The following is an 18172-nucleotide window of genomic DNA, read 5'->3' as shown; positions in this document are numbered from 1 at the left end:
AGGGATAAAAATAGTAAAACTCGTAAGGATTTTGTACGTTATAGTCGATTCATCTTAAAAACGATACAGTGCTATTGGCTATAAATTTTTTGCAGCCTCTGTCACGCCTGCGAACAGCAAGCAAGAAAAAATTATAGCCAATAGCACGTTATTACAATCGTATCGCTTTTATTTTGAACTGACTATAGAATCAGGTAAAAATAAAAGAGCTATAGGCTAAACAGTACTTTGCTCAATGGCATTGAGCACTTCTATTAATTGCTGATGGATATCTTGCCACCACCACATAAAGCCAATGCTAATAAATAACATTACAATCCACGGCAGCAATTGCCAAATAGGCGCAGGTTTAATGGCTTTGCTTTTTTCATTCAGGGTTTCGTTAAGAGTAGGGCGAATAGGATTGGTAGGGTTAACAGTTACGTTTGAGTTTACACCACTATTATTATCCACATGACTCTCATTATGCAAACTGTCATGATTTAAATGAGGGTTGGTTGAGTGAACATCATTATCAAAGTCAGTGTCGCTATTCACTGGCGTATTAATATAAGTGGTGTGATATTCGTTTTGTTGCTCACTTTGATAATGGGGTAAATAATCATTCTCGTAAGTGGCAATATTCTGTATGACAGCTGCCATACGTTGACGATAGGCAGTCGCAAAAGCCAGTGCAATGATAAGACCGGTAATCGCACCGCCAATATGACCAGCATTGTCGATACCCGGCACCGCAAAACCATAGACTAAGTTGATGCCCATAATAAATATCAGGCTTTTAAGATTCAGCACCATACCATTGACTGATATCTTAAACAGCGCAGCGATTAATAACGCTGCGCCAATACCCATGATACCGCCCGATGCGCCCGCAGATAATCCGGCTTGTCCTGTCCCGTCCACAATACCTTGCCATGTGACGTAATTATTTAGTAAGTTGCCACCGATTGCTGCCAGTAAAAATAGCGCCAAAAACTTCGCAGAGCCAAACATCGGCTCGGCGATTTGACCAAAAAAATACATGGCAAAACCATTAAACAATAAATGCATCAGCCCAATATGCAAAAACGCACTGCTCACCAAGCGCCATGGCTCATTATCCATAGTAAAAGGCAAGGCATTGGCACCCCATTTTATCAGCGCTGCAGTTGAGGGATTATTGGCATCGACACCCGTTAATACCTGCATGATAAATAGCCCGATAAAGCTGACTAATAACAAGGTGGTAACAGGCGCTGTCTTTAATAATTGTTGAATGGTCATAACATCTAATTATCAATAAAAAATTATCAATACAGTATAAAGGGTATAGATAGTATAAAGAAAGCGACCAACAAGTCTAAGTAGCTATATCGTCTACACTTACCAGCGCATTGGCGCTACGTATGGCAAGGCAGTTTTAAGATGCTCGTAGGTACCTTTGACTAAGATATCATCGCGCACTTCATTGATATCGGTATGACCGCAAAACGCCATGCTGATATCACATTCGTTATAAATCAGCTCAAGCGCTCGGCGGACACCATCTTCGCCATACGCGCCAAGACCATAAAGAAAAGCGCGACCAATCATCGTGCCATTGGCTCCTAATGCCATCGCTTTGAGTACATCTTGCCCAGAACGAATACCGCTATCGAGCCAAACTTCAATCTGACTGTCTTCAGCACGCACAGCTTGTACAATATCGGATAGAGATGAAATGGAAGAGGGTGCACCATCCAATTGGCGTCCACCATGGTTTGAGACCACTAACGCATCAGCACCGCTACGAGCGGCCATTACAGCATCTTCTGGCTCCATAATACCTTTGATAATCAGCTTGCCACCCCACATGTCTTTAATACGAGCGACATCATCCCAGCTCAGCGCAGGATCGAACTGCTCAGCTGTCCATGCGGATAGCGATGAGATATCCTCGACGTTTTTAGCGTGACCGACGATATTACCAAAGGTGTGACGCTTGGTACCCAGCATATTCATGCACCATTCTGGCTTGGTCATCAGATTTAAGATATTGGCAAGCGTCGGCTTTGGCGGCGCAGATAGACCATTTTTGATGTCTTTATGACGTTGACCGAGTACTTGTAAGTCGGCGGTCAGGATGAGCGCTGAGCAATTGGCTTCTTTGGCGCGGCGAATCAAATTGGCGATAAAGTCCATATCGCGCATCATATATAGCTGAAACCAAAACGGCTGGCTGGTATGGGTGGCGACATCTTCGATAGAGCAAATACTCATGGTCGATAGTGAAAACGGTACGCCAAACTTTTCTGCTGCCTGTGCCGCGAGGATTTCTCCGTCTGCCCACATCATGCCAGTAAAGCCTGTTGGCGCAATCGCAACCGGCATTTTTACTGACGTGCCCAACATTTCGGTGGCAAGCGAGCGTCCTTCCATATTAACCAATACTCGCTGACGCAGTTTGATACGGTCAAAGTCGGTTTCATTATTACGATAGGTGGTCTCAGTCCATGATCCTGAGTCGACATAATCATAAAACATGCGAGGTACTTTGCGCTCAGCGACCCGTCGTAAGTCTTCAATTTCAGTAATTTTGCTCAAATTTTTCATAAGGTCTTCCTTGTTGCTTATTTGGTAACCGTTTATTCATTATGATGCTGCGGTCATTCATTTTTTGTCGTTAATTATTAGATAATATTATCTTAACCGTGACATAAAACTGACGCTATCATAGTTAGTATAATAGCGTCAGTTCAAGTACTGAGTGCAGATTCACAGATTTACTAGTACAGCTAACTCATGTTAAGTAACGGTTTTTTTACTCGTCATTGCCATGATGCCAAAAAATGCGATTGGCCAAATGACAGCCAATATCCACCACCACATTTGACCGAAAATAATACCCATACCGATCAATCCTGCCTGAATCACATAGTATGTCATTGCGACTAAGGTTTTGCGAATAACATAGCCTTCTTTATCCATCAGACCAACTACCGCGCAAGCAGCAACGACGTTATGTACCGCAATCATATTACCCGCTGCGCCACCGACCGCTTGCAGTGCTACTACTTGTGCAGCAAGATTGACATCTAAGCCAATTTGACTAGCGGTTGACCACTGAAAGTAAGCGAACATCATATTACTGACGGTATTTGAGCCTGCAATGAACGCACCCAACGCGCCAATCCACGGAGACACGAGTGGCCATGCATTTTGAAAGGCACCAGCAGCACTCTCAGCCAGTAAGATGGGCATAGCGGGTAGCGAATTTGCGACTTCAGCAGCTGACCCGGAGTTGATGAATACTTGTACCATCGGTACCGAAAACAGCAAGGCTGGTGCGGCGGCTACCATGGTTTTTGCAGAACTACTCCAACTACGTTTGACGGCTTGTCCGTTCATTTTGAACAACAAGATAGAGATTAAGGCAACAATAATTAGAATGATACCTGGAGAATAGGCAAGTTGGATTTTACTAGAAATAGTTGTACCAAAAAGATTGGTAAATTGTATAGTGGTCAAATCTCCAGTCAAAAATGCCTTCAGCGGTGCAATGACTCGAGTGATGATTAGTAGACCAATAACGATGAGATAAGGAGAAAATGCCCGAACCAAAGAAAATCTTGGTGCAATGGAATCATCAAACTTTTCTTCAGGTAACGAGCCGAGCCAGTCTTTATCCCATTTAGCGCGTGGCGCAAAATCAAAAATCTCTTTAGGCATCAAGAAGCCTCGCTGTGCTGCAGGAAGCACAATCATAAGACCGATAAAACCGCCGACCAATGATGGGAACTCAGGACCTAGGTATCTAGCCACTAAATAATAAGGAACGGTAAAGCAGAGACCAGCGAATATAGCAAAAGGCCATACTTTGAGCCCTTCAACGAAGGAGCGATTTTTACCAAAGAACCGAGTCAAAAATCCACTCAAAAGTAACGGAATTAGAAAACCTACCAGCGCATGTATCAGACCGATGTTACCCGCAATTTGTAATAGATAGTTTTCAGTTGAGAGTGGCGCAATCGCTTGCGTTATATCTGGCTTATCATTGATACCAGTCCAAACGCCAAGTAATACTGGCGTACCAACGGCACCAAATGATACGGGCGTCGACTGAATAATTAACATAGCCATAACTGATGCCATCGCTGGGAAACCTAAAGCTAACAACAACGGTGCACCGATAGCAGATGGCGTACCAAATCCTGATGAGCCTTCTATCAGCGAGCCGAATAACCACGCCACAATGATAACTTGAACGCGTCTATCGGGCGAGATATCCATAAAGCCTTTACGAATAGCGACAATAGCGCCCCCTTCCTTCAAAGTATTCAGCAATAAAATAGCCGCAAATACAATAAATAAAAGCGTGAGTGCGACGATGATGCCGTTTACAGTAGCGGCTGCGACTTGGGCGCCACTGGCTTGCCAAACGAACAACGCTAATAGCGCGGTTACTAAATAGGCAACGCCCATAGAAATCTTGGCAGGGAGCCGCAACATTACAAGCAAAACGAGTACTACCAGAATAGGCGCTAAGGCCAAAAAAGTGTACATAATAAACCGTCCTTGGTATATGTAGTTGAAGTCATCTTTGAAATATCATTGAAGGATATTTCTTTTTTCTTTATCAGTATTAAGCCAAAAGAAGCCCGTAGTTTTTTGGTGCTGCGGGCGTCATTCAAATGGCAGTAGAGAACTTATTTCAAAAATTAGCTGAGACCTTGTATTCTTTATTAAGGTAGTTAAGAGCTGATTATGATTGTCCTTTACAATCCGCTTAACTCATTATAGTTGGTTTTATTGTGGGTCTAACAATTCGATCCAATGCTTGACTGGGACGGACGCATGGCTGCCTAAATGCAATTGGCATCCGATATTGGCTGTCACAATCTGATCTGGGTTATCGATGGTAAGATCGTTGATTTTATTGGTGAGTAGTTGCTGGCTAAGCTTAGGCTGAAGGAGCGAGTAAGTACCAGCAGAGCCGCAGCATAAATGTCCGTTTTGGGTTTTAGAGAGCTCAATCCCAGCGCGTTGCAATATCTGCTCAACATGACCGCCTAACTGCTGAGCGTGCTGTAGCGAGCATGGGCAGTGGACAGCGGTCTTACGATTCGTCTGTTTTACTACCAACTTCTCTAGGTTCTCTTTGATCAAAATCTCACTCAGGTCTCGGGTCAGTGCACTGATACGCTTGGCTTTAACTGCATAAGCGTCGTCATGTTTGAGTTTTTCGCCGTACTCCTTGACCATCGAGCCGCAGCCTGAAGCGCTGATAACAATGGCTTCAGCCCCAGCCTCAATATATGGCCACCACGCATCGATATTGCGCCGCATGAACGCAAGCCCTTCTTCATGAGCAGGTATGTGATAGCTCACAGCGCCGCAACATCCGGCATCTGGTGCAGCAATCAAGCTAATGCCTAGCCTATCAAGTACTCGGGCGGCGGCATTGTTGGTATTGGGTGTGGCAGAAGGTTGGGCGCAGCCCTCTAACACCAGCATTTGACGCGAGTGTTGCTGCGAGGGTCGCGGGCGGGTGATTTGCTTAACAGGAACTTGGGCTTTTAAGTCGCGAGGCAAAAAGGAGCGAAACAGTTGTCCGAGTTTTAAGAGAAACCCAAATCGGTGCGGATAGGGCAACACCTTTCTGATAAGCCAGCGTTTAAGCCTTTGATCGGCAGGTCGCGACAGCTGTTCTTCCATAATATCGCGGCCGATTTCAGCCAAGCGGCCATATTTTACCCCGGAGGGGCAAGTGGTTTCGCAGCTACGACAAGTCAAACAGCGGTCTAAATGAAGTTGGGATTTTTCGCTAACATCACCAGTTTCAAGCATTTGTTTTAGTAAATAAATACGACCGCGAGGACCGTCACGCTCATCGCCAAGCTCTTGATACGTGGGACACGTAGCATTACAAAATCCACAGTGAACGCAAGTGCGCAAAATATCATCGGCTTCTTGAATATCTGGGTGATCCAGATACTTTATATTGATTTGAGTTCGCATTACGACTTCCTTGTCATCGAGCTAATTTACATCCAGCTATATAAACGATTGGGATTGAAAACACCATTCGGATCAAAGGCGTGTTTGAGGCGTTGGTGGAGCTTTTGGAGCGCCTCAGGCTGAGTATGAAAGACCTCCTGATTCCTGTCGCCACCGCGATAAAGGCTGACCTGACCACCTGCAGCCTCAGCGAGCGCTTCTAATTTGTCCGCGGTAAATTCGCCACGAAGCCAGCGCTGTGATCCTCCCCAATCAATCAGCCAATCTTCCTCTGGTAGCATATGCGCCGCGCTACTTTTTACAGAAAACCGCCACAATGAGGACGCGTTTAAAAAATAATCCAATTGCTGCTCACGAAGCATTGACCAAAACGTATTTGTATCCTCTAATATTGCGCCTTGCCACTGGTTGACAGTACTGTCTACAGCACTTCGCGCGCCGGCCAAGCGCAAATACAAATGATTGTCAAACCAACAAGCCCCTGTCAAGGGTTTGGATTTTCCTGAGAGACGGTTCATGGTCTCAATAGCCTTTGCAGCGTCCATTTCCTGCTTAATAGTCACAGTGGCGGCAGGCTTAGGCATGACTTTTAGACTGACTTCAGTGATGATACCCAACGTGCCCATAGCGCCTGCTTGCATCCGTGAGACATCATAACCGGCGACGTTTTTCATCACCTGACCGCCAAAGCGCAGTTCTTCTGCATGGCCATTAATCAGGCGAATGCCTAAGACATGGTCTCTTATTGAACCGCTCCAAGGTCTTGCTGGGCCTGATAAATGGCAAGCCAATGTGCCACCCAAGGTTGCTTGTCCGTCAAATGTCGGTGGCTCAAATGCTAAGCACTGATTGTGTTCTGCTAAGGCGCTATTAATCTGAGTAATTGAGGTTCCAGCACGAGCAGTCAGCACCAATTCGATCGGCTCATAACTGAGAATACCTTTGTGCTCGCTAAGACTGATGGGGTCGCCTATTGGCTCACGTCCCATAAACTGCTTACTGCCCCCGCCCATGATTTGTAGGGCTGTGCCGTCATGGCTGGCTTGCATTACTCGCGCAATCAGCTCTTGACTGATGTCTGTCATGCCAGATCTCCTTGCTGTGGTTGAGAGTCATGGTTGTGTTGCGTTCTGTCAAGGGTACGGTACTCTTGACAGCGCTTGAGCACTGGAATGCCCTTACCTGGATTTAGCGTACCGATTGGGTCAAAGGCGTGCTTGATTGCATGAAATTGTGTCAGCTCTTGATCGTTAAACTGAATCGTCATTTGGCGGATTTTTTCGACGCCAACCCCATGCTCACCAGTTATGCAGCCGCCCACCTTGACGCAAAGCTCTAAAATACGGCTGCCAAACTCTTCAGTACGTTCAAGCTCTCCTGGGACATTGGCGTCAAATAAGATAAGCGGGTGCAAATTGCCGTCCCCAGCATGAAACACGTTGGCGACGCGCAGACCGTATTCATCTGAGAGTTTTTGCATTTCGGTTAGGACATGGGCAAGTTGGCTACGCGGAATGGTGCCATCCATGCAGTAGTAGTCAGGGGATATTCGTCCGACAGCGGGGAATGCAGATTTTCGACCTTTCCATAATAAGGCGCGCTCCGCCTCACTTTGCGAGACACGTGTTGTGGTTGCGCCAAGCTCGATAAACAGCTGCTCAACCTCTGCAATCTGTTCTTGAACCTCCGCCTCGCTACCATCTAACTCACACAGCAGCAACGCTTGGGCGTCAATTGGATAGCCTGCATGAGCAAACGCTTCGGCGGCTATGATGGCAGGGCTATCCATCATCTCAAGTCCGGCTGGAATAATACCTTTGGCAATCACGCCGCCGACCGCGTCCCCTGCGGTCTGAACATTGTCAAAAGCGGCCATAATGACCTGAGCCTTTTCAGGGCTAGGTAGCAGCTTGACCGTCACTTCAGTAATCACCCCAAGTAGACCCTCAGAGCCAGTAATCAAAGCCATCAAATCAAAGCCGTTGCTATCAAGACCTTCACTACCAATAGTAATGAGATCCCCCTCGACTGTGACCATCTCAACTTTTAATAAATTGTGAGTGGTCAGACCATATTTGAGACAATGGACGCCGCCTGAGTTTTCGGCGACGTTGCCACCGATGGAGCAGGCAATCTGTGAGGAGGGGTCTGGGCCATAATACAAGCCGTATTGACTTGCCGCCTCACTAATAGCAAGGTTACGGACACCTGGCTGCAAACGTGCGCTACGGGCAAGTGGATCAATATCAAGGATATGTTTAAATCGTGACAACACCAATAAGATGCCATCAGGGTTGGGCATTGCACCTGCACACAAACCCGTACCGGCACCGCGTGCGACCACAGGGATTTGATAGCGATAACAGATTCGCATTACCTCACAAACTTGCTCAACGGTTTTTGGGAGCACCGTAATGAGGGGCATATCGCAATATACCGATAAGCCATCACACTCAAAAGGCTTTTGAGTCTCCTCATCATTGATCACGTACTGAGGCTCAATAAAATCGCGAAATAGCTCTACTAAAGCAGCTTTATCAGGTCTTTGGCTCTGATTCATGGTGGCATTCCTTTGCTCACTAAATTGTCGACACTCACTGCATTATTATACAGATGACCTTAAGCTTATAATAAAAAGGGAAAGATTAGCTATCAATATATTGGTTAAAACTGAATAAAATGATATGTAATGTTTTGAATTAGTAAGAATTAAGCTTGTTTGCGGCTGTATTGAATAAGCGAGCAGGGGCTGTCAGGGTCCCAATAAACGCTGCAAATCCAGTACTGAAAATGGATAATCTAAGCGTTTTGTCGGTGTCAAGATGACGGGAATAGTCGTCGCAAAGGCCATCATAAGCGGTTCAGAGAAATCGGCAATATCGACAGACTCGTAAGTAACGCGTTGCACCACTTGTAGCTGTGTTATCAGCTGTTCAGCAATATCACATAAATGACAACCTGAGGTGCCGAGTAGCCACCATTTGGTTATATTTTCAGGAGAACCAAGCTCAGGTTTTTCTTCAATCATATGAGCACGCAATGTGCTTATATTATTATTCTCGTACATAGCTACTCTCTTATATTAATCCTAAAGGCAAAGCTTACAAATTCAACGTTCATTTTTGCTGATTTTTTACGTGTACTCATGTGACATGATAAAGAAGTGGGGTAAATAATGACAGCGATTGTGAGATTAGGTAAGATGAGCTGCTATTTATAATTGCTGACCTATATTGCTAGGCTAAGCGCTCCTTACTTCCTCTAACTATCTTTTCAATCACTTGGACAACACGCATGACAAGTTTTGGCAAATTTATCAAACGACTCTTATTGGCATTGATGGTGTTGGTCGTCGCATTCCATGTGTTGGTTGCAGGGCTGTTATTAATTTGGAAAACGCAGCCGATTAATAACAGCATGTTTATGCTCACCCATCGCATTATGGGCGGTGATGTTAGCCAAACTTGGGTTGAATATGACGCGATTGCCAAATCTGCGAAGCAAGCGGCGATTGTCAGTGAGGATTCGACGTTTAGCCAACATAACGGCTTTGATATGAAAGGCATTAAGGCGGCACAGAAAAAGAATGAAGCGACTGGCAAGATGTCGGCAGGCGGCTCAACCATCACTCAGCAATTGGCTAAAAATCTGTTTTTGACTTCGCATCGCTCTTATACGCGTAAAGCTGAAGAGGCTGTTCTTACCATAATGATTGAGACATTGTGGGATAAGCAGCGGATTTTGACTGCGTATTTGAATGTAGCAGAGTTTGGCAATGGTATTTATGGTGTTGAAGCGGCAGCGCAGTATTATTTTGATAAATCAGCTGCTAATCTCAATCGTGATCAGTCAGCCTTATTGATTGCCATGCTAACCAATCCAAAATACTATGAAAGTCATCAAAGCGATAAACGCCTGCGTAATAAACAACGTATCATCAAAAAACGTATGAAAAATGCTGTATTGCCACAGTCTGCTTAAATGTAGCTAGAATTAACGGTAACAATAGAATAATAATTAAAAAGTATAGTATAAAAATGCTGATAGGATAAGATTGATATAAAAATGATAGCAGTTTGATAACAGTCATAGGAGTGGAGCGTGGTAGAGATGGATAATAAGCACAGTAATAGTGATAAGACCACTGATGTTATTGAGACATATATTGATGCGAATAATGATGTCAATAGAGAGAGTGACACAGATAAAGTAGACGGTGCCATTAATACCAGCAATCCTCCTACCGATGAAAGCCTTATTAATCCGTATGGCAACCAAGCTTTAACCGAGATTGATTGGCAACGCTCGGAAGATGGCAATTATTCACCCAGCAGCTATATCAATCGTGACTTGTCTTTATTGCAGTTTCATCTGCGGGTCTTAGCACAAGCGGCAGATCCCCACCATCCTTTGCTTGAGCGTTTATTCTTTTTAATGATTTTTTCATCCAATATCGATGAGTTTTTTGAGATTCGCGTTGCTGGTATCATGCAAAAGCTCAATCTGGGAGATGTGTCGACCAGTGTACATGGTATGCGTCCTAGTGAAATTCTTAATGAAATATCAGCGGTGACTCATGATGCCATCGCTGAGCAATACCGTATTTTAAATGAAGATATCTTGCCAGCACTGGCGCTTGAGGATATTCGTTATTTAAAGCGCGATGAGTTGAATAGCGAGCAATCTGCATGGATGAAGCGCTATTTTACTGAGCAAGTATCGCCGGTATTGACACCTATTAGCATTGATCCTGCGCATCCATTCCCGCGCTTGGTGAATAAAAGCTTGAACTTTATTGCGACTTTAGAGGGCAAAGACGCCTTTGGTCGCGATATCAATTTGGCAGTCGTACCCGCGCCGCGTAGCTTGCCGCGCGTGATTCGTCTGCCTGATGAATTGACTGGTGGCAAAGAGCACCATGTGATGTTATCAGCGATTATCCATGAGCATATCGGTGAGCTATTCCCTGGTATGAATGTCACCGGCTGTCATCAATTTAGGCTGACGCGTAATGCGGATTTGGACTTGGCAGATGATGTCGATGACATTGCTAAAGCCTTAGAAGGTGAGCTTGAAAACCGACGCTTTGGTGATAAAGTGCGGCTTGAAGTCACTACTGAATGCCCAACGCCAATTAGTGATTATTTGCTTAATGAGTTTGAGTTACATGACAACCAATTATACCGCGTCAATGGACCTGTCAACTTAACGCGGCTGCTTTTCGACTTCAATATCCCATCCTTGCGTTATCAGCCCTTTACGCATGTGATACCAAAACCATTTCGCCGCGAAGTCGATAAGCTTGATAAAGCAACCAGTATGTTTGCTGCCATGCGTAAAGGCGATGTATTGGCGCATCATCCGTTCCATGCGTTTTCGCCGATTATTAATTTACTTTGGCAAGCTGCCAGTGATCCAAAAGTATTAGCGATTAAGCAAACGCTTTATCGTTCAGGTACCAATTCAGAAATTGTCAAAGCGCTAGCCGCAGCAGCACGTAATGGTAAAGAAGTGACAGCAGTCATTGAGTTACGCGCGCGTTTTGATGAAGCGTCTAATATTGCTGTTGCCAACTATTTACAAGAGGCAGGGGCAGTAGTGGTCTACGGTATTGTTGGCTACAAAACCCACGCTAAACTTATGCTCATCGTGCGCCGCGAAGAGGGGAAAATGCGCCGTTATGTGCATTTAGGCACGGGTAATTATCACGCAGCAAATGCTAAAGTCTATACTGATTATGGATTATTCAGCGCGGATCCTGATATTTCAGAAGACGTCCACAAGATATTCCAAGAGCTGACCGGCATGGGTAAACCTGCTAATCTCAAAAAGCTATTGCATGCACCATTTACCTTGCATGATAAATTGATGAGCTTTATCGATAATGAGATTACTCATGCCAAGGCGGGCAAGCGCGCTCATATTATTGTTAAAGTAAACGCCTTAACCGAACGTCGTTTGATTGATAAACTATATGATGCGTCACAAGCAGGGGTCAAAATTGAACTGATTTTGCGCTCCATATGCTGTCTGCGTCCGCAAGTGAAGGGTCTGTCTGAGAATATCACCGTACGTTCTGTTATCGGTCGTTTTTTGGAGCATACTCGCATCTATTACTTCTATAATGATGGTAATGAGCGCTTGTACTGTGGCAGCGCCGATTGGATGGATCGTAATTTGTTCCACCGTGTAGAGGTAGCGTTTCCGATTGAAGATAAAAAATTGTCTAAACAAATTTATCAGGATGGACTGTTGAGTTACCTCCAAGACAATAAGCAAGCGTGGATACTCAGCGGTGACGGTAACTGGCAACGAACCAAGCCAGCGGCGGATGAAGCGCCTCACATTGCTCAAGAGCATTTATTAAAAGTGATTAATCGTGTTGGCGAGCCGGTATAACTGTCTTTTTTATTAGCGGTTATTAAATCGATTAATCTCATTTATTATTTTTAATGTTATCCACTTTTTTCAACAAATATATCAGCCAAGCATAGGGAATTACTCTGTGCTTGGTTTTTTTGCCTACCAATTCTACTTTCTGGTTACAAACTGTCTGGTAAGCTCACACTTATTCACATATTTATACGGCAGTACACTGGAGAGCGTATCAAATTTATTCCTATAATTAGGTAGATATAAATAATTAGATAGATATAAAAATTCACTCTTATATAAATTATCTCAATAAGAAAACAGGATTTCACCATGAGTCACACCAATAATAATAGCTCAGATATCAAAAAAGCCGCTGAGCAATCAGATAGCCAGCAGATTGAGAAAAATTTAGAAAATGGCAAGCCAGTTGATGCACCAGAATTATTAACAGAAGAAGAGCAAACCTCTTTTATCAACGATGATTTGCGTACTGACAAATAGTTAGCAAAAAATTATTGAACCCCATACTAATAAAGCGAGGGAAATGCCATGTCACATGATAGTCAGTCAGACAATATTCAAACTAACAACATGCACCCAAATAATGAAAAGCCCGTATCCGTCAACGATCCAGCGAAGCTGCATCCAGATAATCCATCGGACAGTTATGAAGGTCGTAAGCACGAACCCGAAATTGATGGACCTCAGCAGGAGTCGCAGGAGACGGATGAGATATACGCTGACCCACGCAAAGAAGAAAATCTGCCTCCAGGTGGAAAAAATGTTGGCGATCTAAACGCCTATGATTTATCGCAAAAAGGCAATGAATAGTTTTTCATCGTCATGACTATCTAAACTCACATACAAATGATTATTGTCAGATGATAAAGAAATAACAAGAAAGATAAATTAAAAATAAGGATATTACGATGGAAACGAAAGATCCGGCATTAACCAAAACGCTTCTCAACAGTAATGATGGTCATATCGAAAATACGCCTGCGCGCACGGTCGACACCAGCGCAGCTCATGATAATACGGAAAAAAGCACCGAGACATTTCAAGAAACAGTTATTGGCACTAGATATGCGAGCGATGATATCCAGCATGGTGACCATACACATGAAGACATTCATCATAATAGTCATAACGTGATGTCTACCGATGATAGTATTGAAAATCATACCACTATCAATAAAGGAACAGATACGTTCCAAGAGAGTGTGGTAGGCTCAGAACATGTCAATGATGGCGATAATGCTGCCCGTCAGCCAGACCGCCGCGATCAAGAGGGCAATGCTTTTGATGATGGTATCAATGAACATACCACTATTGATCAAGGGGCTAAAAGCGAAGGCATAAACGATTTAAATCGCTATGCAAATATTGATAATGCTCAAACCCGTGTGTTAAATCCAGATGAAAAAGATTTTTAAAACATTTAGACAATTCAGATAACATTGAAAAATGTGTTGCAAGTAATGACGTACGATACGTCGCTTGCAGCACCTTTTTTTGTTTTATTGATAACATAGTCGAGTCAATTTAAAAAGAACACCGTACTGCTGGGATAAATTTTTCGAAGCCTCTGGAGTGCGAAGTGCACAGCAAGTGAGAGAAATTTATCCCAGCATAATGCTATTCTAAACGTAACTCTTTTATATTGAACTCACTATAGATTTAATAAATTAGAGAGCAATAGGGTCACCGCTATGAAAACGCAGCTCAGTATCTGGAGTTGATATCAGCTCTGCTTCCACTTCTTTAAAGAATGCCACACGCTCATCGATATTGTCTTCAGACAATGACTGCGCCAGTGCCAAATAATCCTCAAAATGACGGCTTTCTGATTTTAATAAATAACGATAGTATTTTGCCAAACGCTCATCATTGATAACCTCAGAAAGTGCCGCAAAACGCTCACAAGAACGTGCCTCGATAAATGCACCAATAATCAGCACATCTACCATTGCAGCGGGTTCATAAGTGCGCTTGTGTTTTAGCATCCCTTTGGCATAGCGTCCAGCACTTAGATAGTTCCATGCTTGCCCGCGCTCATTCATAATGCCGAGCACTTGCTCATAGTGCAGCATTTCCTCACGTATCAATTGTGCCAATTTACGCTGTAAATCATAAGAGAACTCATAGCGAAAGATGAGATTCATCGCGGTACCGGCGGCCTTTTTTTCACAATTGGCATGGTCTTGAATAATCAGCGGTAAGTTATTAACAGCGGCGTTGACCCAAGCTTGTGAGGTTCGTGCGCCCAAGAAATCAAAAATAGGCGATAAATCTACCTTTAGTGGCGTGCTGAGTTGGGTGATAGAAATGATATCAACGCTATCATTACTACTGTTATCTTCAGAATCTATTGCAGATTGGCTCCCTACTGTAGTTGAAGGCTCAGATTGCAAATTAGAAGTAGTTTTAGGTATGGATGTATTTTCTTGGTTTATGGTCATGGTTGGCTTAGACTTTATCGATGAGTGGATGAATAAAATAATAAAAAAAAGTAGATATATACGCGCGATATGTATTTAAATTCTCTAAAATACTTTGATATGATAGATAACCGTTACGCATAAATTAATATCGTAATGATTACTTACAGTTTATACTTGTGAGTAACTCAGGAGGATAGGATAGTAAGATAATCGTTGCTGGCGCATATGGTATATACACTATCATTTATCTACAGCACAAGCATTTAGTTACTAAATGGGGTTTCCTTGTTTATTGCCTTATTTGGTAGTAGGATAATATTTTGCTTTTAACGTATTTTGTCTTACTATTGCTTGTCAGCTGATAGCAGGTAGCCAATAGTATATCAACTATCAATTGCGTCTCAAAATCTAAGGTTTATAGCCTATCTTTATTTAGAACCTATCTAGATAATACAACGTTAAACACCGCTCAAATAATGACAGCCGAGGTAACGCAGCAGTAAATTTACTTGGCTTGTAGCTTATTTATTACTTTGCAACCCTGCTTTATGCGCCCTTTTGCATGGCTGTGTACATGGACGAGGTATGTTTTAGCAGCCCAGTATCAACAAATCTAACAAACAGATAAGGATAACAGTATGAGCCAGTCTTCTAATGCCAATCGTGTTCAAAAAGGCATTCTTGCCATTGATCAGCAGCTGTTCGATTTTATCGAAAATGAAGTGCTGCCGAAAGTCGGTATTGATTCAGACGGTTACTGGTCAGGTTTTGAAAAGGTCATCAAAGAGTTTACGCCACGTAATAAAGCACTGCTTGCAACGCGTGCCAAGATTCAAGGACAGATTGACCAATGGCACCTGCAACATCCTACCAAAAATGGCAATATTGATTATCCAGCGTACAAAGCATTTTTACAAGAAATTGGCTACCTATTACCAGAAGGCGAAGCGTTCAGTGTCAGCACAGAAAACGTCGATGATGAGATTGCCCGCATTGCAGGACCGCAGCTGGTAGTACCAGTACGTAATGCCCGCTATGCGTTGAACGCTAATAATGCGCGTTGGGGCAGCTTATATGATGCTTTATATGGCACCAATGTTATCAGTGATGAAAATGGTCAAAAAGCAAAAGGTGGCTACAATCCAACACGTGGCGCAGCCGTCGTCGCTTATGCCAAAAAATTCCTAGATGAAAACTTTGCCTTAGCATCAGGCTCCTATAGCGATGTAACAGGTTTTAGAGTCGTTGATGGTAAGCTTGAAATTGCGCAAGGCGATAGCAGCACGCAACTAAAAGATGCCGGACAGTTTGCAGGTTTTGTAGGCGACGCTGATAGTCCTAGCGCTGTGTTATTAAAGAACAATAACTTGCATGCTGAGATTCAAATTGATGGCAATCATCCCATTGGCAAAGATGATCCTGCACATATCAAAGACGTGTTATTAGAGTCGGCACTGACCGCGATTCAAGATTGTGAAGACTCCATCGCTGCTGTTGATGCAGAAGAGAAGGTTGAAGCGTATCGCAATTGGTTTGGCTTGATGAATGGCGATTTGCAAGAAACCTTTGAGAAAGGCGGCAAGACCCGTACGCGTAAACAGAATCCTGATCGCGAATATACTACGCCAGAGGGTGATACGCTGACCTTGCCAGGTCGCTCACTTTTATTGCTACGTAACGTCGGACATCTCATGCAAAATCCATCGATTTTGGTAGATTTAGGCAATGGTCAAGAAGAGGTTTTCGAAGGTTTAATGGATGGTTTGATTACGCCTTTATTATCATTGAATGATTTAAAAGGTAAAACCGAGCTATCAAACTCACGTAAAGGTTCAATGTATATTGTTAAACCAAAAATGCATGGTCCTGATGAGGTGAAGATGGCGAATGACTTATTTAACGCCTCAGAAGACCTACTGGGCTTAGAGCGTTATACGATAAAGATCGGCATTATGGATGAAGAACGCCGTATGACGGTCAACTTAAAAGAAGCCATTCGCCAAGCAAAAGAGCGTGTTATTTTCATCAATACTGGTTTCTTAGATCGCACAGGTGATGAGATGCATACCAGTATGAATGCAGGTCCATTTGTTCGCAAAGGCGATATGAAGTCGCAAACGTGGCTGCCTGCTTATGAGCAATGGAACGTCGATATCGGTCTTGAAGTAGGCTTACAAGGTCACGCGCAGATTGGTAAAGGCATGTGGGCAAAACCTGATGAAATGCAGGAGATGATGGACACCAAAATTGCCCATCCACAGGCAGGTGCCAATACGGCATGGGTGCCATCTCCAACGGGCGCTACCTTGCACAGCATGCACTATCATCAAGTCAATGTTGCTGAGGTTCAAGACAGCCTAAAATCACGTGCGCGCGCTAGCGTAGATGATATCTTAACCATTCCATTGGCAAAAGACACCAATTGGACTGAAGAAGAAAAACAGCAAGAGATTGATAATAATGCTCAAGGCATCCTAGGCTATGTCGTACGCTGGGTAAACCAAGGCGTTGGTTGCTCTAAAGTACCTGACATCAATGATGTCGGCTTGATGGAAGATCGTGCGACATTGCGTATCTCAAGTCAGCATATTGCTAATTGGTTACACCATGATGTGGTCAGCGAGCAGCAAGTGATGGACGCTATGAAACGTATGGCTAAAATCGTCGATGAGCAAAACGCTGGTGATGCTGATTATCAACCAATGGCGACTGACTTGGACAACTCTTATGCTTTCAAAGCCGCTTGTGATTTGGTGTTTAAAGGTCGCGAACAGCCAAGTGGTTATACTGAGCCATTATTGCATCAAGCACGTCTAGATCTAAAAGCCAGTGTTGGCTGCTAAAATTTAAAACAAGACTGAATTTAGCAATAAGCACCTTTTAAGCGAGGTCAGTGACTGCCAATAAAAGAGGTAAGTACCTGTCAAGTTTTCGCACTGTTAATCGCCAAGATTTTTAGCGTTTCTGATTTCCTTTGTAATTCTCACCCTTATTCGTTTTAAACGAGTAGGGGTATTTTTTGTCAAAATTTTCTTTAAGGTAAAACCTTATACAGAGGGTGGGTTTCAAGGATTTTCCTAGATAAAGCATCAAAAAAATGTTGCAAATTATGTCAAAGTTGTTATGCTTGTAGCTGAAGTATGAGTTTGGTAACGGATGTTACGCAACAGAGCGATAAAGACCAAAGTTTACATGGCAGTTACTTTTTTAATCCCAGTTATGTAAGTCATGGTTTTTTTCATCTTACGGTAATAGAACTTCGCCACACTTGTTTCTGACTAATCTCGGTAGCCAGTTACACATTATATCTTTGAGGATTTGTGACGATACCATTTGGGCAACGGCTAATAATAGCTCGCTCATTACTAAAATTGTAA

General features: G+C 43.5%; 14 protein-coding genes. 6 read left to right on the top strand and 8 right to left on the bottom strand.

Annotated features, from left to right (window positions below; translation table 11 throughout):
- Positions 1–216 precede the first annotated feature (216 nt).
- The 7 genes from FQ083_RS06125 to FQ083_RS06095 form a co-directional block, all read right to left on the bottom strand.
- Complete coding sequence (locus tag FQ083_RS06125; protein WP_149409226.1) at positions 217–1263, bottom strand: rhomboid family intramembrane serine protease; 1047 nt, start codon at positions 1261–1263, stop codon at positions 217–219.
- Positions 1264–1362: 99 nt separating this feature from the next.
- Positions 1363–2571 (bottom strand): alpha-hydroxy acid oxidase, encoded by a 1209-nt coding sequence (locus tag FQ083_RS06120; protein WP_149409225.1) that lies wholly within the window; start codon positions 2569–2571, stop codon positions 1363–1365.
- A gap of 192 nt (positions 2572–2763) precedes the next feature.
- Entirely contained in the window at positions 2764–4521 is a 1758-nt protein-coding gene (locus FQ083_RS06115) for an L-lactate permease (RefSeq protein WP_149409224.1), read from the bottom strand.
- Positions 4522–4764: 243 nt separating this feature from the next.
- Positions 4765–5976, bottom strand: coding sequence for a glycolate oxidase subunit GlcF (glcF, locus tag FQ083_RS06110; RefSeq protein ID WP_149409223.1), 1212 nt, complete (start codon positions 5974–5976; stop codon positions 4765–4767).
- A 26-nt stretch (positions 5977–6002) separates the two neighbouring features.
- Positions 6003–7061, bottom strand: a complete 1059-nt coding sequence (gene glcE / locus FQ083_RS06105; RefSeq protein WP_149409222.1) for a glycolate oxidase subunit GlcE — start codon at positions 7059–7061, stop codon at positions 6003–6005.
- The gene (locus FQ083_RS06100; protein ID WP_149409221.1) at positions 7058–8536 is read right to left on the bottom strand and encodes an FAD-linked oxidase C-terminal domain-containing protein; all 1479 of its coding nucleotides are present in this window, start codon (positions 8534–8536) and stop codon (positions 7058–7060) included. The genes glcE and FQ083_RS06100 overlap by 4 nt, the downstream gene beginning before the upstream one ends.
- A gap of 192 nt (positions 8537–8728) precedes the next feature.
- Positions 8729–9043 carry a glutaredoxin family protein gene (locus FQ083_RS06095; RefSeq protein ID WP_149409220.1) on the bottom strand — a complete coding sequence of 105 codons (315 nt, stop codon included), beginning with the start codon at positions 9041–9043 and terminating at the stop codon, positions 8729–8731.
- Between the two features lie 227 nt (positions 9044–9270).
- Here FQ083_RS06095 and mtgA point away from each other — a divergent pair, with 227 nt between their 5' ends.
- From mtgA to FQ083_RS06075, 5 genes are all read left to right on the top strand, one after another.
- Positions 9271–9957: a monofunctional biosynthetic peptidoglycan transglycosylase gene (mtgA, locus tag FQ083_RS06090; protein ID WP_011514203.1), complete on the top strand. Its 687-nt coding sequence runs from the start codon at positions 9271–9273 to the stop codon at positions 9955–9957.
- A gap of 129 nt (positions 9958–10086) precedes the next feature.
- The gene (gene ppk1 / locus FQ083_RS06085; protein WP_262880984.1) at positions 10087–12375 is read left to right on the top strand and encodes a polyphosphate kinase 1; all 2289 of its coding nucleotides are present in this window, start codon (positions 10087–10089) and stop codon (positions 12373–12375) included.
- A 306-nt stretch (positions 12376–12681) separates the two neighbouring features.
- Positions 12682–12852: a hypothetical protein gene (locus tag FQ083_RS12650; RefSeq protein ID WP_188004078.1), complete on the top strand. Its 171-nt coding sequence runs from the start codon at positions 12682–12684 to the stop codon at positions 12850–12852.
- A gap of 48 nt (positions 12853–12900) precedes the next feature.
- Positions 12901–13182 (top strand): hypothetical protein, encoded by a 282-nt coding sequence (locus FQ083_RS06080; protein ID WP_011514201.1) that lies wholly within the window; start codon positions 12901–12903, stop codon positions 13180–13182.
- Positions 13183–13280: 98 nt separating this feature from the next.
- Entirely contained in the window at positions 13281–13787 is a 507-nt protein-coding gene (locus FQ083_RS06075) for a hypothetical protein (RefSeq protein WP_149409219.1), read from the top strand.
- 252 nt (positions 13788–14039) lie between these two features.
- On the opposite strand, the gene FQ083_RS06070 is transcribed toward FQ083_RS06075, so the two are convergent.
- The gene (locus tag FQ083_RS06070) at positions 14040–14813 is read right to left on the bottom strand and encodes a tRNA-(ms[2]io[6]A)-hydroxylase (protein WP_262880872.1); all 774 of its coding nucleotides are present in this window, start codon (positions 14811–14813) and stop codon (positions 14040–14042) included.
- 620 nt (positions 14814–15433) lie between these two features.
- On the opposite strand from FQ083_RS06070, the gene FQ083_RS06065 reads away from it, so the two are divergent.
- Complete coding sequence (locus FQ083_RS06065; RefSeq protein WP_149409218.1) at positions 15434–17638, top strand: malate synthase G; 2205 nt, start codon at positions 15434–15436, stop codon at positions 17636–17638.
- Positions 17639–18172: the final 534 nt, after the last annotated feature.

Origin of the sequence: Psychrobacter sp. ANT_H59, from assembly GCF_008369225.1 — a bacterium.
Taxonomy (GTDB): Bacteria; Pseudomonadota; Gammaproteobacteria; order Pseudomonadales; family Moraxellaceae; genus Psychrobacter; species Psychrobacter cryohalolentis.
This window is presented reverse-complemented; position numbering and strand designations above follow the sequence as displayed.